22 protein-coding genes and 1 pseudogene are annotated in these 23,370 nt (G+C 56.3%); 6 read left to right on the top strand and 17 right to left on the bottom strand.

Annotated elements, in window-relative coordinates; all coding sequences use genetic code 11:
- The first annotated feature begins 1 nt into the window (after position 1).
- From PSQ90_RS13200 to PSQ90_RS13190, 3 genes and pseudogenes are all read left to right on the top strand, one after another.
- The gene (locus PSQ90_RS13200; RefSeq protein ID WP_407648220.1) at positions 2-1,111 is read left to right on the top strand and encodes an extracellular solute-binding protein; all 1,110 of its coding nucleotides are present in this window, start codon (positions 2-4) and stop codon (positions 1,109-1,111) included.
- Positions 1,111-1,254, top strand: a complete 144-nt coding sequence (locus tag PSQ90_RS13195; RefSeq protein ID WP_282210757.1) for a hotdog family protein — start codon at positions 1,111-1,113, stop codon at positions 1,252-1,254. The genes PSQ90_RS13200 and PSQ90_RS13195 overlap by 1 nt, the downstream gene beginning before the upstream one ends.
- A pseudogene (locus PSQ90_RS13190) lies at positions 1,212-1,559 on the top strand (MaoC family dehydratase); the annotation flags it as partial. The gene PSQ90_RS13195 and the pseudogene PSQ90_RS13190, both read left to right, overlap by 43 nt.
- Positions 1,560-1,576: 17 nt before the next feature.
- Here PSQ90_RS13190 and PSQ90_RS13185 read toward each other — a convergent pair.
- The 9 genes from PSQ90_RS13185 to PSQ90_RS13145 all read right to left on the bottom strand — a co-directional run bounded on the left by PSQ90_RS13185 (position 1,577) and on the right by PSQ90_RS13145 (position 11,309).
- Positions 1,577-2,569, bottom strand: coding sequence for an ABC transporter ATP-binding protein (locus tag PSQ90_RS13185; RefSeq protein WP_282210756.1), 993 nt, complete (start codon positions 2,567-2,569; stop codon positions 1,577-1,579).
- The gene (locus PSQ90_RS13180; RefSeq protein WP_282213066.1) at positions 2,559-3,596 is read right to left on the bottom strand and encodes an ABC transporter ATP-binding protein; all 1,038 of its coding nucleotides are present in this window, start codon (positions 3,594-3,596) and stop codon (positions 2,559-2,561) included. The genes PSQ90_RS13185 and PSQ90_RS13180 overlap by 11 nt, the downstream gene beginning before the upstream one ends.
- A complete protein-coding gene (locus tag PSQ90_RS13175; protein WP_282210755.1) occupies positions 3,571-4,713 on the bottom strand; it encodes an ABC transporter permease in 1,143 nt (380 codons plus the stop codon). Before PSQ90_RS13175 ends, PSQ90_RS13180 begins: the two co-directional genes overlap by 26 nt.
- Complete coding sequence (locus PSQ90_RS13170) at positions 4,710-5,693, bottom strand: ABC transporter permease (protein WP_282210754.1); 984 nt, start codon at positions 5,691-5,693, stop codon at positions 4,710-4,712. The genes PSQ90_RS13175 and PSQ90_RS13170 overlap by 4 nt, the downstream gene beginning before the upstream one ends.
- Positions 5,694-5,875: 182 nt before the next feature.
- Positions 5,876-7,816 carry an ABC transporter substrate-binding protein gene (locus tag PSQ90_RS13165; RefSeq protein ID WP_282210753.1) on the bottom strand — a complete coding sequence of 647 codons (1,941 nt, stop codon included), beginning with the start codon at positions 7,814-7,816 and terminating at the stop codon, positions 5,876-5,878.
- 36 nt (positions 7,817-7,852) lie between these two features.
- Positions 7,853-9,007 carry a mandelate racemase/muconate lactonizing enzyme family protein gene (locus tag PSQ90_RS13160; protein ID WP_282210752.1) on the bottom strand — a complete coding sequence of 385 codons (1,155 nt, stop codon included), beginning with the start codon at positions 9,005-9,007 and terminating at the stop codon, positions 7,853-7,855.
- A 16-nt stretch (positions 9,008-9,023) separates the two neighbouring features.
- Positions 9,024-9,650, bottom strand: a complete 627-nt coding sequence (locus PSQ90_RS13155; RefSeq protein WP_282210751.1) for a sulfatase family protein — start codon at positions 9,648-9,650, stop codon at positions 9,024-9,026.
- Positions 9,638-10,546: a sulfatase-like hydrolase/transferase gene (locus tag PSQ90_RS13150; RefSeq protein WP_282210750.1), complete on the bottom strand. Its 909-nt coding sequence runs from the start codon at positions 10,544-10,546 to the stop codon at positions 9,638-9,640. Before PSQ90_RS13150 ends, PSQ90_RS13155 begins: the two co-directional genes overlap by 13 nt.
- A complete protein-coding gene (locus PSQ90_RS13145; RefSeq protein ID WP_282210749.1) occupies positions 10,449-11,309 on the bottom strand; it encodes a GntR family transcriptional regulator in 861 nt (286 codons plus the stop codon). Before PSQ90_RS13145 ends, PSQ90_RS13150 begins: the two co-directional genes overlap by 98 nt.
- A gap of 468 nt (positions 11,310-11,777) precedes the next feature.
- On the opposite strand from PSQ90_RS13145, the gene PSQ90_RS13140 reads away from it, so the two are divergent.
- Entirely contained in the window at positions 11,778-12,572 is a 795-nt protein-coding gene (locus PSQ90_RS13140; RefSeq protein ID WP_282210748.1) for an HpcH/HpaI aldolase family protein, read from the top strand.
- A 66-nt stretch (positions 12,573-12,638) separates the two neighbouring features.
- Here the strand turns inward: PSQ90_RS13140 and PSQ90_RS13135 are convergent, their stop codons facing one another.
- The 8 genes from PSQ90_RS13135 to PSQ90_RS13100 form a co-directional block, all read right to left on the bottom strand.
- Positions 12,639-14,015: a sulfatase-like hydrolase/transferase gene (locus PSQ90_RS13135; protein ID WP_282210747.1), complete on the bottom strand. Its 1,377-nt coding sequence runs from the start codon at positions 14,013-14,015 to the stop codon at positions 12,639-12,641.
- Between the two features lie 151 nt (positions 14,016-14,166).
- Positions 14,167-15,204, bottom strand: coding sequence for an aldo/keto reductase (locus PSQ90_RS13130; protein WP_282210746.1), 1,038 nt, complete (start codon positions 15,202-15,204; stop codon positions 14,167-14,169).
- Between the two features lie 2 nt (positions 15,205-15,206).
- The gene (locus PSQ90_RS13125) at positions 15,207-16,169 is read right to left on the bottom strand and encodes an amidohydrolase family protein (RefSeq protein ID WP_282210745.1); all 963 of its coding nucleotides are present in this window, start codon (positions 16,167-16,169) and stop codon (positions 15,207-15,209) included.
- Positions 16,170-16,177: 8 nt separating this feature from the next.
- Positions 16,178-17,611, bottom strand: a complete 1,434-nt coding sequence (locus PSQ90_RS13120; protein WP_282210744.1) for a sulfatase-like hydrolase/transferase — start codon at positions 17,609-17,611, stop codon at positions 16,178-16,180.
- Positions 17,612-17,757: 146 nt separating this feature from the next.
- Positions 17,758-18,708: a hypothetical protein gene (locus tag PSQ90_RS13115; RefSeq protein ID WP_282210743.1), complete on the bottom strand. Its 951-nt coding sequence runs from the start codon at positions 18,706-18,708 to the stop codon at positions 17,758-17,760.
- Between the two features lie 16 nt (positions 18,709-18,724).
- A complete protein-coding gene (locus PSQ90_RS13110; protein WP_282210742.1) occupies positions 18,725-19,165 on the bottom strand; it encodes a hypothetical protein in 441 nt (146 codons plus the stop codon).
- Between the two features lie 36 nt (positions 19,166-19,201).
- Positions 19,202-19,873 (bottom strand): RraA family protein, encoded by a 672-nt coding sequence (locus PSQ90_RS13105; protein ID WP_282210741.1) that lies wholly within the window; start codon positions 19,871-19,873, stop codon positions 19,202-19,204.
- Between the two features lie 29 nt (positions 19,874-19,902).
- Positions 19,903-21,066, bottom strand: a complete 1,164-nt coding sequence (locus tag PSQ90_RS13100; protein WP_282210740.1) for a mandelate racemase/muconate lactonizing enzyme family protein — start codon at positions 21,064-21,066, stop codon at positions 19,903-19,905.
- A 313-nt stretch (positions 21,067-21,379) separates the two neighbouring features.
- Here PSQ90_RS13100 and PSQ90_RS13095 point away from each other — a divergent pair, with 313 nt between their 5' ends.
- Entirely contained in the window at positions 21,380-22,465 is a 1,086-nt protein-coding gene (locus PSQ90_RS13095; RefSeq protein ID WP_282210739.1) for a LacI family DNA-binding transcriptional regulator, read from the top strand.
- Between the two features lie 58 nt (positions 22,466-22,523).
- Entirely contained in the window at positions 22,524-23,366 is an 843-nt protein-coding gene (locus PSQ90_RS13090) for an aldose epimerase family protein (RefSeq protein ID WP_282210738.1), read from the top strand.
- Positions 23,367-23,370: the final 4 nt, after the last annotated feature.

The raw sequence follows: 23,370 nt of genomic DNA, 5'->3' as shown, positions 1-23,370 counted from the left end.
CATGACGTGGAGCCATCCACGCGGTTACGATCCGATGGTTGCGACGGCACGGCAATGGCACGCCGATCGAGGCGTTGAGATTGTCTGGGACCAACGAAGCCTCCAGGATTTCGAAAGCTTCCCGGTCGAGGAATTGGCGCGCCAATATGATCTGATCGTGATCGACCATCCCCATGTTGGGCAGATCACGGCCGAAAACTGCCTCGCGCCGCTCGATGTCACCGGGCGCGAAGCCGAATTGCAGGCAATGCGGGCCAATAGCGTCGGCCAATCGTTCGACAGCTACAATTGGGCTGGGCGTCAGTGGGCATTTCCCATTGATGCCGCCGCGCAGGTGCAGGCCTTTCGGCCTGACAAATTGCCCCAACCTTTGACCGAATGGGATCAGGTGATCGACTTGGCCCAAAAGGGCCAAATCATCTTGCCAATGCGCGCGCCCCATTCATTGATGTGCCTTTATACGCTTGCTGCCAACCTCGGCCATTCCTGCTCCACCACAGACACAGCCGAACTACTCGATGTTCAAACCGGCATTCAGATCATCACGCTACTGCGGGCCGTAACCGATCATATCAATGCCGACCAATTCGAAATGGACCCGATCGGCGCGTCCGAGGCCATGGCAATGTCGGACAGTCCATTTGCCGTAATGCCGCTGGGCTATGGCTATTTGAGCTATGGCTTGGCCGATTTCCGGCCCAAACGTCTCAAATTTGCCGATATCCCGGCCGTTGGCGAACATGGTCCAGTCGGATCGGCACTCGGCGGCACAGGAATAGCAGTTTCGGCGTTTTCCAGCCGCAAGCCTGAAGCAATCGATTATGCCCATTGGGTCGCAAGTGCGCCCGTGCAACGGGGGTTATACGCTCAATCGGGTGGGCAACCGGGTCATGGCCTCGCTTGGGAAGACGATGACGTCAACAGCGCCGTCGACGATTTCTATCGGAACACCCGCGCCACACTGGAAAACGCTTGGGTCCGCCCGCGCCACAATGGTTACATGGCGTTTCAGGACGCAGCGGCCCGACGTCTGAATGCTGGCCTGCTGTCACGCGAAGAACCCGTCGCCATCATTGAGGCGCTCAACCAACTATTCCGAAAGAGCTTTTGATGGAACAGGAATGCTACTTTGAAGACTATGTCCTCAACCACACGCGCAAGACGTTCGGAAGAACCATCACCGAAAGCGACATCGTTGTGCATGCCGGCCATACCGGGGACTTTTCCCCCATCACATGGACGCAGAAGCGATGAAATCGAGCCAATGGGGCCAGCGCATCGCCCATGGCACCATGACTTTCGCCATCGGCATTGGCTTGACCGCCACCGAGATCAACCCGCTGGCCTTTTCATATGGCTACGATCGCCTGCGTTTTCCCAAGCCGGTTTTTATCGGCGACACCATCCATACCGAGCTCAAGATCGCAAAACTCGAAGACGATCCGAAACGGTCTGATCATGGCCGCATTACCGAGGAAGTGCGCGTTATCAATCAACGCAACGAAGTGGTCCTGGCCTGCGATCACATCTATCTGGCCAAGCGCCGCAGCCCGATTTAGGGCGGCGCTCAGCGCGCTCATATGTCTCCGGCGAAATGGCAGAGCACTGCCGCGCCGCCGACCTGCTTTTCAGGCGGGGAGGAATTCCGGCAAATATCTTGCGCATGTGGGCAACGTGGTGCGAACTGGCAGGCATCAAGCCGCAAACCACCGCTTGGAATTTCGCCCGAACCACGACGCACCCGTTTGGCCGGACGCTTGCGGGGATCAGGCACAGGAACAGCTTGCAGCAAGGCGCGCGTATAGGGGTGCTTTGGTGAGTTGAACAACTCATCCTTTTCGGCCAGTTCGACGATCTGCCCCAAATACATGACCGCCACCCGGTCGCAAATATGCTCAACCACCGCCAGATCGTGGGCAATGAAAATATAGGTCAGGTCGAACTGCTCTTGCAGATCCTGCATCAGATTGAGCGTTTGCGCCTGGATCGACACATCGAGCGCCGAAACCGCCTCATCGGCGACCACCAACTGCGGATTGGTCGCCAATGCACGCGCAATGCCGAGGCGCTGGCGCTGCCCGCCCGAAAATGCGCCGGGATAACGATGCAATATTTCAGGGCGCAGCCCCACGTTGGTTAGCAGCATCGACACGCGATCAGCTAGCGCTTTTCCCGAGAGCTTTTCCGATTTTCGCAAACACTGCCCGACAATCTCGATCACCGGCAGGCGCGGATTGAGCGAAGACTGAGGGTCCTGAAAAACCATGCGAATATCGCGCCAGATCGAGCGCAACAGGCTATCGTCGCTAGTGACCAGTTCCACTGGTTCTTGCGCCTTGCCGGTAAACTGAATCGTACCGGCCGTGGGGGTTAGAATACGCATAATGCAACGACCAAGCGTCGTCTTGCCGCTACCGCTTTCCCCCACCACACCGAACGTCTCGCCACGGTGCACAGCAAACGAAACATTTTCGACCGCCCGGACGACGGCTGTGGACTTTCGAAACGCTCCGCCACTGAGCGGAAAGTGCATGCTCAGCCCGTTTACTTCCAGAATTTTATCGGACATTGGCCAGCTCCGAGGAATAAAGGAAACACGCCACTTCTGAGGAGCCTTCCTGGGTCAGTACAGGTTCTGTCTTGTCACAAATTCCCGGCATATAACGCTCACAACGGGTACGGAACGAACAGCCCGATGGTCGCGCCAACGGGTGTGGCACCATGCCCTTGATTGCGGGCAACCGCGCCTTGCGAACTCCACCAATGCGTGGCACCGATTCAAGCAGCGCCTGCGTATAGGGATGCTTCGGATTTTCAAATACCGAATAGACATCGCCCCGCTCGACGACCTTGCCCATGTACATGACTGCCACATCTTCGGCCACTTCTGCCACCACGCCCAGATCGTGGGTTATGAGCATCACCGACATGTCGAACTCTTCCTTGAGATCCGCAATCAAATCGAGAATTTGGGCCTGCGTGGTAACGTCCAGCGCCGTGGTCGGCTCATCCGCAATCAACATGCGCGGCTGGCAACTCAGCGCCATGGCAATCATGGCGCGCTGTCGCATGCCACCCGAAAGCTCAAACGGATAAGATTCATAACGTTTGGCTGGGTTGGGAATGCCAACCCGGTCAAGCATTTCTATGGCAGCTTCCTTGGCTTCGGCCTTGCTCATCTTGCGATGCAGCAGAATGGTTTCGCTGATCTGCTTGCCGATCTTCTGGATCGGCCCCAGCGAAGACATTGGTTCCTGGAAGATCATGGAAATATCGCTGCCGCGAATTTCGCGGATGGCCTTGGAAGTCGGACTCATCGCCGCTAGATCTACCGTCCGCCCATCGGCCGCCCGGTAAATGATGCTGCCATCAACGATCCGGCCCGGCGCATCAACGATGCGCAGGATGGAACGCGCCATGATCGACTTGCCGCAACCGCTTTCACCCAGAATGCAGGTGGTTCGGCTCTGCTGAACATCCAGGTCAACACCATCCACTGCCTTGACCACGCCATCGGCGGTGAAGAAGTGCGTCTTGAGCCCGCGGATGCGCAGCAGCGGCTCTGGGCTATCAGTGTGCATTGGGGTCAGCGGCATCACGAAGGCCGTCTCCTAGGAAATTGAAGGTTAGGACTGCGATGACGATCACGGTACCAGGCGCGATCAGCAGCCACGGTGCTTGCGCAATCGAGCGGATATTCTGCGCTTCCTTGAGCAAGGTGCCCCACGACACGATAGGCGGTTGCAGACCAATGCCGAGGAACGAAAGCGAGGTTTCCGCCAAAATCATCAAGGGTACAGCAAGGGTCAGCGACGCAATGATGTGGCTCGAGAACGAAGGCACCATATGCTTGAGGATCACTTCGCCATGGCTCAGCCCATCAAGCCGTGCGGCAACAATGAAATCTTCATTGCGCAGCGACAGGAATTTCCCGCGCACTTCTCTCGCCAGACTGGTCCAGCCGATCATCGACACAATCAGGGTCACCACGAAATAGGTTCGGAGCGGTGGCCAGTCGAGCGGTATGGCGGCGGCAAGCCCCATCCACAATGGGATCGTCGGCACGGATCGGATAAACTCGATAAAGCGTTGGATCAAACTGTCGGTCCACCCGCCAAAATAGCCGGATATCCCACCCAACAGCACGCCAATCACCAGCGACATGGCCACGCCAACCAGACCAATCGACATCGAAATGCGGGTGCCAACGATAATTCGACTGAGAATGTCCCGCCCCAAACGGTCGGCCCCAAACAGGTAGAATGGATCGCGCGGATTCTTGGGGCCAAACAGATGCACGTCGCTTTCGATGATGCCAAACAGTTTGTATTCGAACCCGTGCACGAAGAAGCCGAGCGGAATGATCTTGCTCTCATCAACCTCGAATGAGCGCCGCCGTGCCTCAGTATCAATGGTTGTCTTGAGCCCTTTGACGTGCGGCAGGAAAACCGTTGAACCATCGTCGCCCGGCGCAAACAGGTGGATCATTTGCGGTGGCGCAAACGTATGACGCACACTGGTTTTTCCGATGTCGATCGGCGCAACAAATTCAGCAAACGCCGCGATCAGATAGATCAGGATGATGATCACACCGCTGATCACAGCCAACCGATGGCGCAGGAACTTGCGCCACACCAGAGACCAGGGCCCCAGAACGACGGGCGAGTGCTCGGCGAGGTCTTCCGCCAGTGGAATGGTTGAAGATTGGGTCATTGATATCTGATCCTTGGGTCGATCCATGCCAGAAGCAAATCGGAAATGAGCGTGCCCACAACCGTAAGAACACTCACGATAAGAATGAGCGAACCGGCCAGATACATGTCCTGCACCAAAAGCGCCCGCAGCAGCATGGGGCCGGTCGTGGGCAGGTTCATCACCACCGAAACGATGATCTCCCCCGAAACCAGGGTCGGCAAGATCCAGCCAATAGTGGAAATGAATGGGTTAAGGGCCACTCGCACCGGATAGCGCAACAGCAGTTGAAATTCGCTCATGCCCTTGGCGCGTGCCGTCACCACATAGGGCCGATAAAGCTCATCGAGCAGATTGGCCCGCATGATGCGGATCAGCGCCGCCGCACCTGAGGTACCAATCACGAATATTGGCATCCAGATGTGCTCTAGCAGATTGCCAAATTTGGCCCACGTCCAGGGCGCATCAAGATACTGCGGGCTGACGAGCCCCCCAACGCTTTGACCAAAATAGCGGAACGCCACATACATCATCACCAGCGCCAGCAGGAAATTGGGAATAGCCAGCCCAATGAAGCCGAAAAACGTCGCGATATAGTCCCCTGCCGAGTATTTTTTGACCGCCGAATAGATACCGATGGGCAGCGCCGTCAGCCATATGAAGGCCAGCGTCAGCAACGAAATCAGGAAGGTCCACCCCAATCGATCCCAGATCAAATCCGTGACGGGGCGGTTTTTCTCAAAGGACAGGCCAAAATTGCCGTGCAGCAAGATGCCACTCATCCATTTGCCATATTGCACATACATCGGCTCGCCCAGACCATACTGCAGGCGCAGTGCCTCGATAGCCGCGTTATTGTCCGAACCGGCCTCGCCCATATCGGCGGCCAACGTGTCGAGATAGTCCCCGGGCGGCAGCTGGATGATGGCGAATGTGACGATCGACACCAGAAACAGGGTCGGAATCATATAAAGAATCCGACGCGCTAGAAAACCGAACATGGCATCGTGTCTCCCGCTGTTGAACCGATGGCAACAACCACCAGCCATTTTGCAAATGCAGGCATTACCCAAAGTCCTTTGTGGGTCGAATGTCGGCAGCTAGACCGCCGACAAAAAGGTTTGCTTGTAAGTCCCCGAACTGGTCCAGACACCGTCCGGACCAGCGGTACGACATCAGGACATCAGGGCAGCGCTTTGCCGCCTTCGAAGTAGAATTGTGCCGTGTAGGGAGCCGGATACCAAAGCTGTCCAGCGATAGGCAGCGGATCGGGAATGTTGCGCATATTGTTGCGTGCAATCCCGAATGCTGGCTCGTTCTGAACCAGGCCCACAGTGAACAACTCGGCCTTGGCCAGATCAAGAACATGCTTCATCTTGGCTTTCTGTTCTTCTGGCGTCGCAGCAGCCTTCACCTCGTCATAGGCGTCAAAGATCGCCTTGACATTTTCCGGTGGTTCTTCGCCCTTGGTGTGGTCAACGCCCCACTCAGCCCACAAACGTGCCCAGTTCACGGAATTGCTCGGTTGAGGCAGATAGCACATCGGCTGGGTATAAGCGTCAGCCTGCCCCCCGCCACAGTTCCAGATATAGGCGTCCTGCTCATTGTTGGTGGTCATCTCGATCAAGCGCGAACGGTCGGTAGCGCGTACCTGGAAGTCAATGCCCACATCAGCCGCATAGGCAGTCGCCAGTTCCATGGCATCGGGGAACTGAACCCCAAACACGTCGGCGACCATGAAGGTCAGCGTGAAACGCTTACCATCAGGCCCAAGCCGAAACCCTTCGCTGTCGCGTTCGGTCAGACCTGCCTTGTCGAGATATTCATTGGCCTTGTCCGGATCATACTCAGTGTACTCCTTGGAGAATTCTTCGTCATAGAGCACCGAGCCTGGCTGTGGCGATGCCTGGGCGGCATGCCCCGAACCAAAGTACAACAGATCGATGATTTCCTGCCGGTTCATGGCGTAGCTGATACCGATGCGGAAATTCTTGTTGTTGACGACCTCACGCTTGACCGGATCGGTATTGGTCAGGTTCATCATCAAATTGACCGTGCTGGCTGGCAAGTCATTTGTATCAAAGAAGTGATACTTGCCGCGCTCCATATTGTCGGTCAACACCGCCCGATAGGAGGGGCGACCGACGTGCCGGTTCATATAGTCTATTTCGCCGTTGAAGACCTTGAGCAAAATGGTTTCGACATCCTCCACCTGATCATAGGTGATCTTGTCGATATAGGGGAGCTGCTGTCCTTCGGAATCGACCTTCCAATAGTAGGGATTGCGTTCCGCAACCACGCGATCCGTCGAACCATAGGCGTTGTTCAGATGCCAGGCGTGCAGCGTCGGGCGATCCGGATTTTGCCAGAACAGTGGGGTATCCATCGCCCCAGCCTTGAGACCGAACAATTGCACCCAATCAGAAGCTGCGGGCTCGGCATCAACCAGCTTTTGCACATCAGGATTATATTTGATGTGGAACTGCTTGAGGTAGTGCTTGGCATAGGCAGTCGGATAATAGCCAAAACCATATGCCATGTTCTGAATGAACAGGCCATTTGGCGTATCAAACGAGAACTTGACCGTATAGTCGTCGATTTTGGTTACCACCACTGGTCCGTTGGGACCAACATAGTTGGAATCCCAAGTTGGCGTCAGTTCACGATTGGAAAACACGTCCTCGTACCAGAACATGATATCGTCGGCGTTGAACGGCTCGCCATCTGACCAACGCATGCCTTCGCGCAATTTGAAGGTGAAGGTCTTGGCGTCGGGTGATACTTCCCAGCTTTCTGCAATATTGGGTTTGACTTCGCTCCAGGTCGCATCCCACCGCACCAGATTTTCACTACCGATTGTGCGAACGAGATTATGCTGGTCACCACCGCCCAGAATAGCGCGGCGCAACGTGCCACCATATTCACCAGGCTGCTCAATTACTTCCATGACCATTGGTTCATTGGGCATGCGTTCTGCAACAGGCGGCAGTGTGCCCGCATCGACCATTTCCTTGAGCATCGGCGCTTCTTCAAAAGCAAATGCCGGAAAACAGAGTGCCGCAACAACTCCCGCTGATGCCAGACGGAAACTCCACCGTCCCTTTTTCGACTTGATGTGCTGCATGTTGTCCTCCCTTGCAGTTACACAAAAAATGTCATTCTACCAGTTGGTTACAGAACCATCCGGTCTCCTCAGATGTGGCGGTTCCACATGAGTTGGTTTGGAAGCGCGAATGAGCGCCTCATTAACTTCGACCCCAAGCCCCGGCGCGTCAGGAACGATGTAAACCGGCCCTTCCATTGCCACTTGCTTGGGGAAAATTTCGGGATCATGAAAGCCGAGCGCTTCCACCGGACTCTGCCGGGTTTCCAGCCAGCTCCAGTTGGGCACAGCCGCTCCCAGATGCACGGACGCAGCGGTACAGATAGGCCCCAGCGGGTTGTGCGGCATCAGATCAATATAATGCCGCTCACACCACCCAGCGACTTTCATCGCTTCGGTGAACCCACCAATATTGCAGATGTCCAGTCGCATATATTGCGTCAGGCCGCGCTCGAGATAGGGACCCGCTGCCCATTTGGACGCAAATTCCTCGCCGATGGCAAACGGCACATCGGTCATGCCGCGCAGCATTGCGTAGGCTTCGGGCGTCTCGTTGCGAATTGGCTCTTCAAGAAAATTCAGGGTGCCCGGTGGCAGCATATTGCAGAAATTGGCAGCTTCTGCTGGCGACAACCGGTGGTGATAGTCAATGCCGATGACCAGTTCAGGGCCAAATTGCTGACGCAGCGCAATCAGATCACGGGCCGACTGGGCGATGGATTTGTTGGGTTCAAAAATGACCCCGGTATCGTAGTAGCTCGGCGTAACCCGCACACAATCCCAACCAGCCTCGACCAGAGTGCTGACTTGGTCACGCACCTCATCATAGCTTTGCCCGGTGGCGCTGGCGAAGGAAGGAACAACGTCGCGTTGGCGCCCACCGAGCAACTGATAGACCGGCACATCAAGCGCCTTGCCCAATATATCATACAGCGCAAGATCCATCGCCGAGATGGCAGCAGTAAAAACCCGTCCGCCTTCAAAATACTGGCTGCGATACATTTCCTGCCATATACGCCCGATCTTGCGCGAATCCTGCCCAACCAGAAATTTTGCGAAATAGTCCAGCGTTGCAGCCACAGCCTCTGGACGCGCCGAAAGCCCGGATTCGCCCCAGCCAACGATTCCGTCCTCGGTCTCAACCCGAACCAACAGCTGATTGCGCTTCCCCACACGGGCAAGCAACGGTTCAATGGAGGCAATTTTACTCACAGGCAACTTCCTTATCTCAGTGCCAGCCAACACGGGGTGCCGCAGGAATTTTATCCGCTGGGCGGCTCCTGATCATGTCGGTCAATTCACGGCGAACGCTGGCGCGTCCCGCGTCGTCGAACAGATTTTCCATTTCGTGGGGATCGTCTTGCAGATCATAAAGCTCGCCTGTCCCCGTCAGGAGATCGAGCGACATCCGATGCCGCGCAGAGCGCACCGTGCGCAGATCCAGATCGATGCCAGAGCGGCTGGCGTCGACTTCCCATTCGCACAGCGCAAAATCCCGACTGTCGCCACCGTCCATGAGACCGCGCCACGACGTGCCATTGTCACCTTCTGCATCCAGCCCGCACAAATCCGCCAAAGTGCTGCGAATATCGAGCGTACTGATCGGATCCCCGATGACCCGGTTTTGCGGCACACCCGGCCCCTGGATCAGACAGGGAACCCGTAGCAACCCATCATAGAGCATCGGCCCTTTGAGCAGCAGGCCGTGATCACCGAGCCACTCCCCGTGGTCACTGATATAAATGATGATCGTATTTTCAAGTTCGCCGACAGCCTCCAGCACATCCAGCATCCGACCGACCTGATGGTCCAAAGCTGAAATCATGCCGTAGTAGATCGCGGTTATGTCGCGCAACGCCGCTTCGTTGAGCGCCCCCTTCTGACCCCAGTCGACACCGCCCTGATTATTCTCAACGCCTTGCTGGGTATTCTTTTTTCGAGAAACATCCGATGCCACCAGGGACGCCGGTCCAGATCCAGTTCAAAATGGGTCGGCAGATCCACCTCGGACGGGTCATACATATCGGACCACGGGCGTGGCGCCAGAAACGGCGGATGCGGATCGGGAAATGAAACCCAGGCAAAATAGGGCTTTTCATTATTGCCGTTGATCAACTCGACTGCCCGATCACCAATCCAGGGCGACGAGTGCCATTCATTGTCCAGCGCCGAACGCCAGGCCTGAAAATGGTGCGACTTTGGCGGCAAATGCTCGGCCGCCTGCGCCCACCGCTCACCCCCGCGACCATCCTGATCCAGCCAATATTCGTGATGCAGCGCTTCGGGCGGCTCCGCCCATTTGGTGTGGTGGTGCGGGCGTAGCATTAACTGCGCCTTGTCGAATCCGAAGAACGGCCCCTGCCAGTCCTCTGGATAATCCTTTGCGCTGGCCAGACATTCTGGCTTCCCGGTAGGTTGAAATGTCTGGTGCGACGAAAAATGCGCCTTCCCGATAAAATGGCTATCGTAACCGGCGGCGGCAAAAATGGCGCCCAGCCCCTGCCCCGCCAACGCTTCATCAAGATCACGACCATTGTCGCGAACGCCATGCGTGTAAGGCAGCTTGCCAGTCAGGATCGAGGCACGCGCGGCCTGGCACATCGGGTGCGGCGTGATGCATTTGGAAAACCGCACGCCATTGGCGCCGATCCTGTCAATATTGGGTGTTTTGACCTGACGCGTTTCCGCGCCAATGCAGTCGCCGCGTTGCTGGTCCGAGGAGATGAGAATGACGTTTGGACGCTTGGTCATTGGCCACCCCGTTGCCGCGATGGACCTCAGTATCCATTTCAAGGATATCGGCGCGATAGGTCACTTCGGCGTAGTAGATGATCCGATCCTCGGCATTGCGCAGAACCCGGCGAATATGGGCCACAGGATCACCGGCAGGATATTCGAGCTGCACGGAGGTTTCCTCGTCGCATTTGCCGAAGCGGACATATTGGTTGATATGCGCAATCTCGCCCGACGCAATTTCATTGAGCACCGGAATTGCCAACTCGACGCGAAACCGTTCCGGCGCCAGATCGAAAATCGCATAGTCGAGATAGAGCGAAATCAGGCAGTAGCGCAGATCGTCGCGCAGATGGACGCGCCGAATGAAATAGTAGGAATCCGCAAGCGTCCCCGGCAGGTCGCCGATAACCGGCACGTCCTCGCCTTCGGCAATATTGCTCACCGCCGGCCGATCCAGACGCAGTGCTGAATTGAGATTATCAAACCGCGCTTCAAGCCTGAGCGGCCGGTGCCCGCGCGCCTTGTCGGTAACGATGGTGCCCCGCCCGCGTTCCGGGCGCAACAAACCTTCGTCTGCCAGAATCTTAACAGCATCACGAACGGTTACGCGCGCAACACCCAGCGTCTCGGTCAACACATCCAGCGACGGCAACACATCGTTGGGCTGCCAAAGCCCCTCGGTCAAATGCTGCCGAAAATGATCGACAACTTGCATATACAGCGGCTGCCCGCTGCGGCGGGAGCTCTGAAATGCCTTGATCTGCTGCAAACTCGCCAACGCGTGTTCCATTTTCTGCGATTGCGCCTCTTTACCAAATTGTATAGTCCTATTAATAGAACCTTTGCAACCACAAAAGTACCACTAATAGGATGTTTATCTGTCGTGACCACGGCCAATTGCCATCAACACCCTTTCAAGGGCACAGATACGACCGCAAATCTTCGAAATTGTCTCCTCGACGCACCATCGGAAAAATTTGTGCAAACGTCAACATCGCTCAAACTTTTTTCTGATGATGATGCCGATAAAAGTGCTTGCAATCATACAAAACGTCCCGACAATCCAGCTAAAAGGCAGTTTGTGGCCGGCAACATTGAACTGTGCAAACGTTTAGCAGTTTGCTGGCATTCCGAATTAAACGGCAACGGCCATACTGCTACCCCGCGTCTTCAACCAATTTTCCCTCACTCAGCCTAATGTCAGCGCGCCGATCTCGACCTTTCAACTTTCAAAACAGGCCCAATCATGAGCACCCGTCCCCCTCGTCCCAAATTTCCAGACCTCACCAATCCTATGCGGCTTGCCCTGCAGGAGCAGCGCGCCAAGGTTGGAATTTGGACGCAGCTGAATTCAACCAATGCCATTGAAGGACTGGTTTGGGCAGGATTTGACTGGCTGTTGATAGATTGTGAACATGCGCCCATCGAATTGAACGACGTAATTTCTCATCTACGCGTCGTCGATCCATCGCCGACAATTCCAATTGTCCGCCTGACCCTCAATGATGAATTGTTGCTCAAGCGACATCTTGATGCGGGCGTACGCAGCTTCATGCTGCCTTTCGTGCAAACTGCCGAAGAAGCAAAAGCAGCAGTCAATGCCATGCACTATCCGCCTCGTGGTCAACGTGGCATGGCCGGCATGCACCGCGCCAACCGGTACGGCGCCGTTCCCGACTATTTCACCAAGGCATCCGACAGTCTTTTTCTCATCGTGCAGATCGAGACCGGGGAAGCGCTGAATCGGCTCGAAGATATCCTGGCGGTCGACGGTGTCGATGCTGTCTTCTTCGGACCGTCAGATCTTTCGGCCAGCCTTGGATTTCCTGGACAGGGCGGCGGCGAAAGGATCACCGAAATCGTCAACAAGGCACTGGAACGCGTGCGGAAAACCAATAAATTTGCTGGCACACTGGCTCTGTCCCCCGCCCAGGCCGACAGCTTCTTCGACGCCGGCTTCGACTTCGTCTCGGTAACCAGCGACTGCGGTCTGCTTTTCGCAAATGCCCGCCAAACCGTCTCAAGATACGACCAACGCTAAAATTGATACAGATGTGGGGCAGAACCCAACCAGATTTCAGGGCGATCTGCCTCACATTCCTTTGGCTTAGCTGGCGTCCTTTCGCGCAAGTGGATCGCCCACCTGTGTCTGCCAGGCGTCAAGTGCTGCGCTTAGTTGGGCGCGGACATCCTGCATTTCAGGCACAAATGCCAGATTGATTGTTTCGCCAGGATCACTCTCAAGATCGAAAATTTGCTCAAGGGCTGAGCCCAAAGTTGGGGTCGGCAATCCCGGCAATTCATCTTTGTCATGTGTGCCGGATTGATAATAGCGGATCAGCTTGTAACGCTCATTTCGGATCATGCGTTGCCCCATGCGATAGGCTGCGCCAAACGTTTCTCTTGGCACATCACCATTCCCATTGATCAGCGGCATCAAGCTGCCGCCATCGGAATTGGCTTCAGTCTGCAATCCGGCCAGATCAAGCACCGTCGCGCGCGTGTCCGCGTGCCAGACTAGCGGCGACAGTTTCTGCCCGCCTTTCACGCCCGGCCCCGCAATAATCAGTGGAATGTGGAGACTGTGCTCATAAACATTCTGCTTGCCCATAAGACCATGCTGCCCCAGCGCCAGTCCATGATCAGCCGTGTAAACGACCACCGTATTGTCGAGCGCGCCAGCCCGCTCGGCCGTTTCCAAAATATTGCCAATGGCATTATCCAGGTGTTTGATCATCCCGTAATAATCCGCCAGATGCTGGCGCACCGCCTCTGGCGTCCGCGGCATCGCTTCGAGCAACTCATCGCGCAGCACCGTTGCGCCATTGTCAAAGGGATGAATGGGCATGAAATTATCCGGCAAGGAAACGCTGCTCGGGTCAACCTTGAACCCATCGGGTGGCGTCCGTGGATCATGCGGGGCCGTAAAGGCAATGTAGAGGCAAAACGGGTCGTCAGTGCCGACATTTTCCAGAAAGGATTTGGCCGATTGCTCAAACATATCCGTAGACAAACCCGCCTCAAGGCGTGGCTCTGTTGAGCCATATTTGCCCGCAGGATCAAAGTCGTGCAGCGGCACCTTGTCGTGATCGCTCATGCCACCAAAGAAAATCCGGTCGCCCGACACGAACGAGCGGGTAAATGAGCCAAAATCATTGTGCCACTTGCCAACGGCATGCGTCTTGTATCCCGCCCCGGCCAGCAACTGCGGAAAGGTATCAAAATCCTCGGGAATGCCGATTGTCGGTTCGTGCGCACTCCCACCGCGAAGTGCAAAAATGTTGCGCCCCGTCATCAATGATGCGCGACTGGGCACGCAAACGGCCGGATGCAGGCTGCCCTGACAATGCGCATTGTCAAATACCACCCCCGATTTTGCCAATCGATCCAGATTCGGCGTTTCGACCTCGGAACAATTAAACCCAAGGGATTCGAAACGATGATCGTCAGCGATAATGAAGATGAAGTTCGGTTGACGGGGCATGAAATCTCTTGAGGTTTGTATTAGAAATGGCCAGCGGGCCTGTTCTGAAGGTTAAGCTCTAGTTCAGCGAAAATCGGGCGGCAGTTCATGTGATTTATGACTGATTGATCAATGAGTATCAACTCATTTATCGTGCGGGCGACCGGCGCCTTTACTGAACCGTCAGGCCTCCTTCGATCAGTCCGGCAGACTGAAGGTCTGCAAATAACCCGCCCGGCACATTCTGGGTAAATGCTTTAACACATTCACTCACTTCCTGGGCAGTCCGCATGCCGGGAACGATGCAGGCCACTACGGGGTGCAAGAGCGGAAACTGCAATGCCGCCGCCGCAATGCTCACGCCATGATCCGCACAGATACGACGGATTGAATGGACGCGGCCCAGTATTTCTTCATTGGGCTTTTTGTACATGTAGAAGGCTCTTTCCGGCTCTTTGGCAACCAGTAGGCCCGACGCAAATGGGCTCCCCAAGAGAATCCGGATGCCGCGGCTTTTGCAATAGGGCAAGAAACTTTCAATCGCACCCTGATCCAGCAGATTGAAATGTCCGGCCATCATGAAACAATCAAAATCACCGGCGCGCGCGAACCGCTCGCACATTGCCAACGAATTATTACCCACCCCAATTGCCTTGATGGTGCCCTCACTACGCAATTGCTCCAGCGCCCGATAGCCATCGGCCATGCATTGGCTGAACAATGCCTCAAGCACATCGGGCGCGTGATTGTTGGGATCAATATTGTGGATATGCAGGATATCGATGGAGGCCAGCCCCATCCGCTGCAGACTATCTTCAACCGACCGCATGATGCCATCGTAGCTATAGTCATTGGTCAGCGAAAACGGCAATGGATCTTCAAATATTCCGGCCATCGGATCAGCCTTCAACGCTGCGCTGGGTTCCGGCACAAGGAGCCGCCCGACCTTGGTGGAAAGCACAAAACTGTCGCGCGAAACCCCACGCAACGCTGCCCCCAGCCGATGCTCGGCCAACCCATGACCATAAAGCGGCGCCACATCGAAATACCGGATGCCTAGATCATAGGCGCAACTGATCGCCGCAGCCGCTTCGGCCTCACTGAGCTTGGTAGGGTAATTTCCCAACGGCACGCCACCATAGGCAAGCCGGGACACATGCAGGCCCGCCCTGCCAATGGGTTCGACCGAATCTGGAATTGCCAAGGCCATGGTCATTTCCCTGCTTCTGAAATTGGGCTAGAAAGATCCAACCGATAAACCCGCGCCGCCGTCGTGCGAAAAACTGCATCAATCGCCGCGTCGCCGCGTTCCCCCACAATCTGCCCATAACCTGCCACCAGTTTGGGAAAACTCGAAAACAGACTGTCGACAGGAAAATTGCTGCCAAACATCACGCGGTCGGCACCAAAACAGGCCAGCAAGTGCTCCACAAATGGCCTCAGGCTTTCGACATCCCAGTGCCAGTCGGTCATGGGAAGCCCGGAAAGCTTTGCGGTGACATTGGCACGTTCCGACAGGGCGGCGATGCCGTGCCGCCACAGCGCCACGCCCGCCGCACTGCGGTCCAGCGGCAGCCCAGCATGGGTCAATATTATTGATGGATCGGGAAAGGCATCAGCCAGATCTGCTGCGGCGGCCATGATCGACGGCGGCGCCTGTAGATCAAAACTGAGCCCCCGCTCATGCACAATTCCCAAGCCGCGACAAAAGGCGGGATCGCTGAGCAATTCGGCCCCCGAAGGCGCCCGCTGTCGCTTGGTCATCATCCGCACGCCCCGGAACCGGGGCGAACGCATGTGCTCATCAAGCGTGACCTCAAGATTCGGATCCGTCAAATCGGCATAGCCGACAATGGCGGACGGAACATTCTGTTCACTCGCTTCCCGATCCAGCCACGCCGTTTCCCCGGCGCTGTCAATAAACCCACGCCAGTGAGCCTCAACGTGCACGGATGCTAACAGTTGAACCGCCCCAAGGTCGGACAAATAGTCCGACGCGCGATAGTTGCGCCTGATGGCGGCATAATCGCCGAAATGGGCATTATCGAACACTTTATCCTGCAACCAGGGGTAGCGATTAGCATCGAGATCCCACAGGTGATGGTGGCTGTCAACCAGTGGGCCGATACGAGCAATGATCGCCCCCTGATCGCCAACCGTCATTGGCTCAATCATGGCAAAGACTACTGGCCGACGCGGGCGCGAACGCCGGGCGGTGGCGAAAATCCATAGTCCTCGCGTGCCAAGATTGCCCCCTCGCCGCCAAGCGCATCAATGCGTCGACGCTGGTCTGCCAAGGCTTCCAGATGCACCGCTTTAGGGTCCAGCCGCGATAGCAGAATGGAAAGGCATTGCTTGACCGTATTGGCATATGCCGGGTCATCCGCAAGATCGTTCAACTCCTCAGGATCGGCTTCAAGATCGAAAAGCTGGGCGTCATACAAAGCATAATGCACATATTTCCACCGCCCCGAACGCAGCATGAATGCCCCGCTTCGCGAGCCGGTGCCATGGTACTCCGAAACTACCGGCACCTCGGCATCGCTGAATAAATCGACCTCCCCAAATCCCGATGAATCGCCCCCGGTCGCATCGAGGATGAAGCGCGAAACATCGATCAGCGAGCGCGGCTGATCGCGCACGGCCCCGGCCTCAATATCCGGTCCACAAACGATGAGCGGAATACCCACTGACTCTTCATAAAGCGTGCTCTTGCCCCATAGGCCCCGCGCACCCAGATTATCGCCGTGATCACTCGTGTAGACAATTCGCGTCTCCTCGCCGAGCCCCGAGGCATCCAGCGACTTGAGGATCTCACCCACCTGATGGTCAACGAAAGTGCAAAGTCCCATATAGGCCGCAATTGCTCGCTTGACGTCGGCACCATCCTTGAAAAACCGGTCATAGGCGAAAACCGATTGATAATCATCGAGATAAGGGTGCTGCGGGCGTTCATCGTCGCCATATTGCTTTGGCATCTCGATCTGATTTTGATCATAAAGATAGAAAAATTCAGGCGGCGCCGTCAGCGGAAAATGTGGCGCTACCAGCGAAACAAAAAGCACCCACGGCTGGTCGGTGATCTGCGGCGCAGTTTCGCGCAACCAGACCTGTGCCCGCCCCGAAATATCGCGATCATAGGTTGTGTAAACCGACTCGCCCGGCCCCGCCATGTCGGCCATCTTGTTGGCAGCGCCACGCTCGATATTTCGATTGCGAATAAGCCCCAACACATCGCCAAGGCCGTCGACGATATTCATCGGCACTTCGGATTCAGAAAAGCCATTGTCGTCGCCCTCGGCGCCGCGATAGTGCAGTTTACCGATTGAATGGACATGATGCCCCGCCTCGCGCAGCCTATGGTGCCAGCTTTCCTGTTCACCAGTGTAAGCACAGGCGTTGCACCACGCTCCAACATCGCGAATTGGCTTACCGGTGGCGAATGAGGAGCGAGCCGGAACACATAACGGGCTAGGCGTATAAGCGGCCGTAAAACGCGTTCCGCGCGCCGCCAGGGCGTCGATGTTGGGCGTTTGCACCAACGGATGCCCGCTCGCGCCCAGATAATCGCGCCGATGCTCGTCGGCCATGATGACAATGAGATTTTGCGGCTTCAAGGTTCAACTCCTCACAGGTCCGACAACGCTCCTTCGCGTACCCAACCTTAAACCCCCTTTCAACAAATACCGCCAATACCCTTTTTGGGATGGTTTAATACCATTTCGATATTAATCAACGCTCACGCACGCCTTCGCCTACTTGGCTAGGCATCGCCTTTGACAACTTCGGCCAAGGCGTCAATCTTGGCATTGCCCATATAGCAGTAGCGGTTGATTTCCACGTGCCGCCCAGAGGCATTCCAGATAGCTTTGAAGCGCTCCACCACATCCGGTATCGGCCCATAGGCATGCGCAATGCCAGCAATCGGCACGGTAGCCACTTTCTGCATCGGCGTGAACTTGGCCGCAATCGTTGCCGCACTGATGCCGTGCCGCTGGCCGGGTTCGGGATAGCGGAAGTCGCCAATGCTCGCGTATGCCGGGCTATGCGATAAAAACAGGCGCGATAGCGATTGGGCGATTGCAGCATCCTGCTCCGGCATTGCCGAAACGAGGCGGTCACCATAATTGCGCAGCATCATTGGCCAATGCATCGTGTAAAATTTAACCGCCAATCCATGGGCATGCTGCGAAAGCGGTTTGACCGCAAACCCTGACAACTGATCCCAGGGCGTCGGAAAACCTTGCAGGATCATCTTCTTGGTCCCGCCACTGGCCTCATCCACGCATTGCCGCAGAAACGCCGCATAGCGCTCAACCAGATGCGCCCTCAATGCCAAATGGTCTGTCAGGGCCGGACAAAATTCTTGCAGCCTCGCCAACACATCGCCAAAATCTCTTGCGTCCATTAGGCCTAGATCGGGCAGTTCACCCCCGATGATTTTCCCCATCAACCCCGCCATGGAGCTTGCCAGTTGATCAAAATCCAGACCCAGATCCTCGGCGTAAGGGCGCACCTGCGGGTTATAGTCGGCAAATAACGCCAAAAAATCATAGGGCGGATATTCCGGCCAATCGAACTTGAACGCGTCGACCTCGGGATAATTACGACATAAGTCGACGATCAGCGCCCGCATATAGTCACGCACACCACTGGCGGCCAGGCTGGCATTCTTGTCCACCCGTGGCGGCAAAATACGACCATCCGGCAGCATGGATTCATCGGCGGCGTTAGGCCCTCCAAACTGCACCCGCAAACACGGCGGAATGGCCGCCATTACCTGCAAAATGCGTTTCGACGCCCCGACGCTTGGCCAGCCCCAGAAAATCGCCAACCAGATGACCCTGAGTGTGCGTCAATTCATCGGCGGGCTGAGGTGCATAGCTACCCCGCGCATAGAGCGCGTCATCAGGCACAAAACTTGGCGCGGCACGCATATAGACGGCGCCCGCCCCCCAAAGAGGCCGATCAAGCAGGCGAACAGCACCTGCCCCGGCGTCCGCTGGCGGCTCGCGCAATCCTTCGCCCGGCTTGGTTTGAGCCGCTACATAGGGAGAGGTGGTAATCTGATTGGCACCAAGTTGGCCAACCAGACGATCGAGAACTGCTTCGGCGCCCTCGCTTTGCACATATTCGGGCATTACGGTTACACCCAGCCTATCGCTGCTCACCACAGTCTCCCCCAATTGGCCTAGTTTTATTGTCTTTTAGATGCGGCCAAACTCAGCCAGCAGATCATCAATGGTCTTGCCTCTGGCCACCCATTCGCGCGTTGCCTGTTCTCGGTCGGCCTGTTCCTGCGCCAGTCCCACAACGCGCTCGGCCTCACTCAACGGGACGACAACAACGCCGTTGGTATCAGCCACGACAAAATCACCCGGATGCACGACCACGCCGCCACAACTGATCGGCACATTGATCGACAGTTCTTCCTTGCGCTGGGAGAACATGGTGTGGGTGCCCCGCGCCGTTATGGCAAGTGTCCAGATCGGCCACCCGATATCTTCCAGCTCATCAATATCGCGTCCAGTGCCGTCAACGACCATGCCACGAATACCACGGTTTTTGGCCAGTCCGCCCATTAGTCCACCACAGACCGACGTTTGCATATCCCCGCCAGCATCCACGACGATGATGTCACCCTCGGTGCCCATTTCAAGCGCCTTGAGTGGGTCGACAAGATCCCCCTTGGACAATTGCACCGTGAGCGCCTGCCCCACAGTTTTAGCGCGAAATGGCGGCTTGATACCAGAATGCATCACACCGGTTCGGTACATGACGTCAGCAAAAATGCAGCTCGCCGAGTAACTTTTGACCACAGCGTCGAACTTGGCCAACAAATCCGGGCGGCGTTCAAAATCATTGTAAACTTGCAGCATTCAGGTCGACCTTTCAGGCAGTAAAAATATCAATAGCTGGTGATGGCGCGCACTTTGTCTTCATTGATTTCCACCCCTAATCCGGGGCGATTATCCGCCACAAAATGGCCGTTCACCACGTCAGGATAGACATCGGCGAACGAGGATTTGATGGGCATGGCATGATGGCCGTGCTCCATGATTTGCAAACGTGGGGCGGCCAGCGACACGTGCAGTCCCGCAGCAATCGCCAGAATGCAACCAGCTCCAATGTGCGGGGCCATCGGCATATTGTAATAGTCGCAAAGCATGGCGATGCGCTTGCCTTCGCTGATCCCGGTGCGCCCGATATCGGGCATTGGAATATCCAGCGCGCGGTTTTCAAACCAGGGCTTCCACTCGTATGACGTTCGCAGCCACTCGCCGCTCGCAACATCCATGTCGAGGGCGCGCGCCACCTCGGCGTGCCCTGAAACATCTTCAGGTGCGACCGGCGCTTCAAGCCAACTCACACCAAGCTTTTCCAGCCCCCGACCCAGTTGGATCGCCTCGGAAACCGAGCGGGTGGTGTGCACATCCACCATCAATTCCACATCGGTTCCGACCCGCTCACGCACTGCGCTGACAATATCGAGAATGCGCGAATTGCTGACCCGAACGTGCAGCTTCAGGGCGGTATACCCCAACCGAACCATTTCAGCCGATTGGCCCGCCATTGTCTGCGGGTCAGTACCGCCAAAGCCGGAATAAACCCGAACCTTATCGCGATATTGACCACCCAAAAGCTTGTAAACTGGCTTGTTCAGGGACTTGCCAACGATATCCCACAGGGCCTGGTCCACGCCCGAAAGCGCGTCGACGAAAAACCCAGTGCCATGGCCGCGCTCGCGCATCGCGCTATAACTGCGGTACCATAGATATTCCACATCATGGGGATCATGGCCCATAATGACGGTGCGGCAGATGTCCTCAACTACTGTCGCCGGCGTACGTCGGCCCACCGGCGCAAAAGCCTCACCCCAACCAACAATTCCAGTATCGGTTTCAATCCGCACCAGGGTGGTTTCGATGTGTTTGGGGTAGATCGACGTCCACTGATTGCGCGCAATGACGTAATCGCCAAAATCGTTCATGTCCTCTTCGCGCAAATTTTCCGTATATTCGTCCTCCCGCTTCAACTTGATTGGGAAAGCTTCAACCTTGGAAATTTTCATTGTTTTAAAGCCTTAAGACGTTCTATTGCGCGCTTGGGTATTGCACGATTTGAATCGCGACAGCAATGCGACCCACCGGTAACCGACATCTGTGCAAACGTCGCCACAACGCCCGACTTTGTCAAGCGTCTTTTCGGTCACCTATGTCACCATAGTTCTGAACATTCGCGTTAACACTTTGATTTAACTCTGATATTGTCAGTGACCGGAAATCGAGAAAGCCAATGCAAACGTCATCACATGAATCCGTGGTCTTTGCGACATATTCATGCTAAGTAGACCATACGAGAATGCGCAATTCAGAGATATGGCCATGACGAGTAACCCCATCCGCCCCCGCGCCACCATTCGCGAAGTCGCTGCGGCTGCGGGCGTATCGATGGGAACGGTTTCACGCGTAGCAGGCGGCAGCACCCGCATTTCCGAGGTGACCCGCGCCCGGGTTCTCGCGGCCATGAAGGACCTGTCTTACCAGCCGAACGCCGCCGCCCGCGCCATGCGCACCAATATTTCCAAAACCGTTGGCATGCTGGTGCCCGATCTGGGCTGCCCTGTTTTTGTGCGGATGATTGCCGGTGTGAAAGAAGTGCTGGCCCAAAATGGCTACATGCTTTTCACCTTTTCATCGGAATCCGAAGTCTCCCAGGAAATCACCTTTCTCCAGGCCGCGCGCCAGCGTCAACTGGATGGTCTGATTGTTTCAGTGGTCGATGAAACATCGGCAGAAACTGCCCGCGAATTGCAGATGATGGGCGTGCCAATTGTTGTGGTTGATCGCGAGATCAAACTTGACGCCGACCGTGTCTTTGTCGAGCACACTCAGGCAATGGAAGCGCTTATGGCGCAACTGATTGCGATGGGACACGAACGAATTGGTTTTGTAACCGCGGCGCTTAACCGCCCCGGCCGTCTCAGAGTTGCAGCCTATCGCAACGCTTTGCAGCGGGCGGGGATCACCGTCGATCCGGACTTGATGCGTACAGATGGCGCCGGACGGGGCGCTGCCTACGGCACCTCCGAAACCTATGACTTGCTTACCAACGGCGCAGCGCCCACTGCCCTCATCGCAGCAGGCAGCGACTTTTTCTTTGGCGCCCTGAAGGCCGTGCGAGCTTTGGATCTTTCTATCCCTGACCAGCTTTCCTTTGTCGGCGCCGACGATACCGAATTGGCCGAAATCGCTGGTCCGCCAATCACCGCCATCGAGCGCGACATGCGCGAGGTCGGCCGTATGGCCGCAAAACTTCTGCTCGATCGTTTCGCCGGCAACGCCCTTCCCCCAAGAACCATCATTCAGTCCAGCCAACTGGTTTTGCGCAAATCCATCGGTAAGGTTCAGCCCACGCGGCGGGCACCAGCAATCAAGAAACACGTCGAACAGACGACACCCGCCGAATAGCTGTCTCGGCCCATTTAAAAAACAACCACGCGCTGCCGCTATCGGTTGAGAGAAATTGATGTCCCATACCCTCCGATCCAGGTCAATTTGCCAACTCAGTTCGGATGCGCTTGAAGTTCAAGTCGCGCCCGCATTTGGTGCAAGGGTCGTTTCACTGATAGACCGGCGCACCGGTCGCAACTGGTTGACGCAGGGTCCGCTGGTTGGTGCCACAGACAATGAGGCGGACTTTACAGGCGCTCCTTCACGTGGCTGGGACGAATGTTTCCCGACCGTCAGCCGATGCACCGATCCAACGTGGGGGCGCAATCTGCGTGACCACGGCGACCTCTGGGCGCGCGAGTGGACGCACACCAGCAGCGCCAACCAGATCAGCTGCACTTATATCGATCCCAATTACCGCTTTACGCGCCGACTAACCGTGGATGGCGCAAAACTGGTCGCGGCCTATGAACTCCAATCGACAAGCGGCACAGCCCTGCCCTGGCTCTGGAGCCAGCATTGCCTTCTAGCCTGCCAGCCCGACGAAACATTCGCGGTGGAAGGCATCCTCGACATCTGCACCGATGATGGTGAGTCGGCCGATCTAAGCCCCATTCGCGGCATCGAGGACGGTCTGGCGCAAAAGTCCTACGGCAAAATTGATGGCCGCGCACGCATGGGCGTTCAGGGCCCGAACGGTGGCATCCACTTCTCATGGGCCGAGCAGGACGTGCCCTTCATCGGTCTCTGGCTGTCTTATGGCGGCTGGCCAAAGGACAATCCCACCCACCAGATCGCCATTGAACCAACAACGGCGCCGGTGGGGCAGCTGGATGAGGCAATCACTCAAGCAACACACCGGATACTTGCGCCCGGCGGCAGCTGCAAATGGCAGATTGAAATCAGCCTTTCGACCTGACCAA

Source organism: Devosia rhodophyticola (assembly GCF_028816475.1).
Classification (GTDB): domain Bacteria; phylum Pseudomonadota; class Alphaproteobacteria; order Rhizobiales; family Devosiaceae; genus Devosia; species Devosia rhodophyticola.
This window is presented reverse-complemented; position numbering and strand designations above follow the sequence as displayed.

Bases quoted from the DNA above. Each gene is read 5' to 3' on its own strand.
- PSQ90_RS13200 (WP_407648220.1), top strand. From the start codon at position 2: ATGACGTGGAGCCATCCACGCGGTTACGATCCGATGGTTGCGACGGCA.
- PSQ90_RS13195 (WP_282210757.1), top strand. From the start codon at position 1,111: ATGGAACAGGAATGCTACTTTGAAGACTATGTCCTCAACCACACGCGC.
- PSQ90_RS13185 (WP_282210756.1), bottom strand. From the start codon at position 2,569: ATGTCCGATAAAATTCTGGAAGTAAACGGGCTGAGCATGCACTTTCCG.
- PSQ90_RS13180 (WP_282213066.1), bottom strand. From the start codon at position 3,596: ATGCCGCTGACCCCAATGCACACTGATAGCCCAGAGCCGCTGCTGCGC.
- PSQ90_RS13175 (WP_282210755.1), bottom strand. From the start codon at position 4,713: ATGACCCAATCTTCAACCATTCCACTGGCGGAAGACCTCGCCGAGCAC.
- PSQ90_RS13170 (WP_282210754.1), bottom strand. From the start codon at position 5,693: ATGTTCGGTTTTCTAGCGCGTCGGATTCTTTATATGATTCCGACCCTG.
- PSQ90_RS13165 (WP_282210753.1), bottom strand. From the start codon at position 7,816: ATGCAGCACATCAAGTCGAAAAAGGGACGGTGGAGTTTCCGTCTGGCA.
- PSQ90_RS13150 (WP_282210750.1), bottom strand. From the start codon at position 10,546: ATGACCAAGCGTCCAAACGTCATTCTCATCTCCTCGGACCAGCAACGC.
- PSQ90_RS13140 (WP_282210748.1), top strand. From the start codon at position 11,778: ATGAGCACCCGTCCCCCTCGTCCCAAATTTCCAGACCTCACCAATCCT.
- PSQ90_RS13135 (WP_282210747.1), bottom strand. From the start codon at position 14,015: ATGCCCCGTCAACCGAACTTCATCTTCATTATCGCTGACGATCATCGT.
- PSQ90_RS13130 (WP_282210746.1), bottom strand. From the start codon at position 15,204: ATGGCCTTGGCAATTCCAGATTCGGTCGAACCCATTGGCAGGGCGGGC.
- PSQ90_RS13125 (WP_282210745.1), bottom strand. From the start codon at position 16,169: ATGATTGAGCCAATGACGGTTGGCGATCAGGGGGCGATCATTGCTCGT.
- PSQ90_RS13115 (WP_282210743.1), bottom strand. From the start codon at position 18,708: ATGCTGCCGGATGGTCGTATTTTGCCGCCACGGGTGGACAAGAATGCC.
- PSQ90_RS13105 (WP_282210741.1), bottom strand. From the start codon at position 19,873: ATGCTGCAAGTTTACAATGATTTTGAACGCCGCCCGGATTTGTTGGCC.
- PSQ90_RS13100 (WP_282210740.1), bottom strand. From the start codon at position 21,066: ATGAAAATTTCCAAGGTTGAAGCTTTCCCAATCAAGTTGAAGCGGGAG.
- PSQ90_RS13095 (WP_282210739.1), top strand. From the start codon at position 21,380: ATGACGAGTAACCCCATCCGCCCCCGCGCCACCATTCGCGAAGTCGCT.
- PSQ90_RS13090 (WP_282210738.1), top strand. From the start codon at position 22,524: ATGTCCCATACCCTCCGATCCAGGTCAATTTGCCAACTCAGTTCGGAT.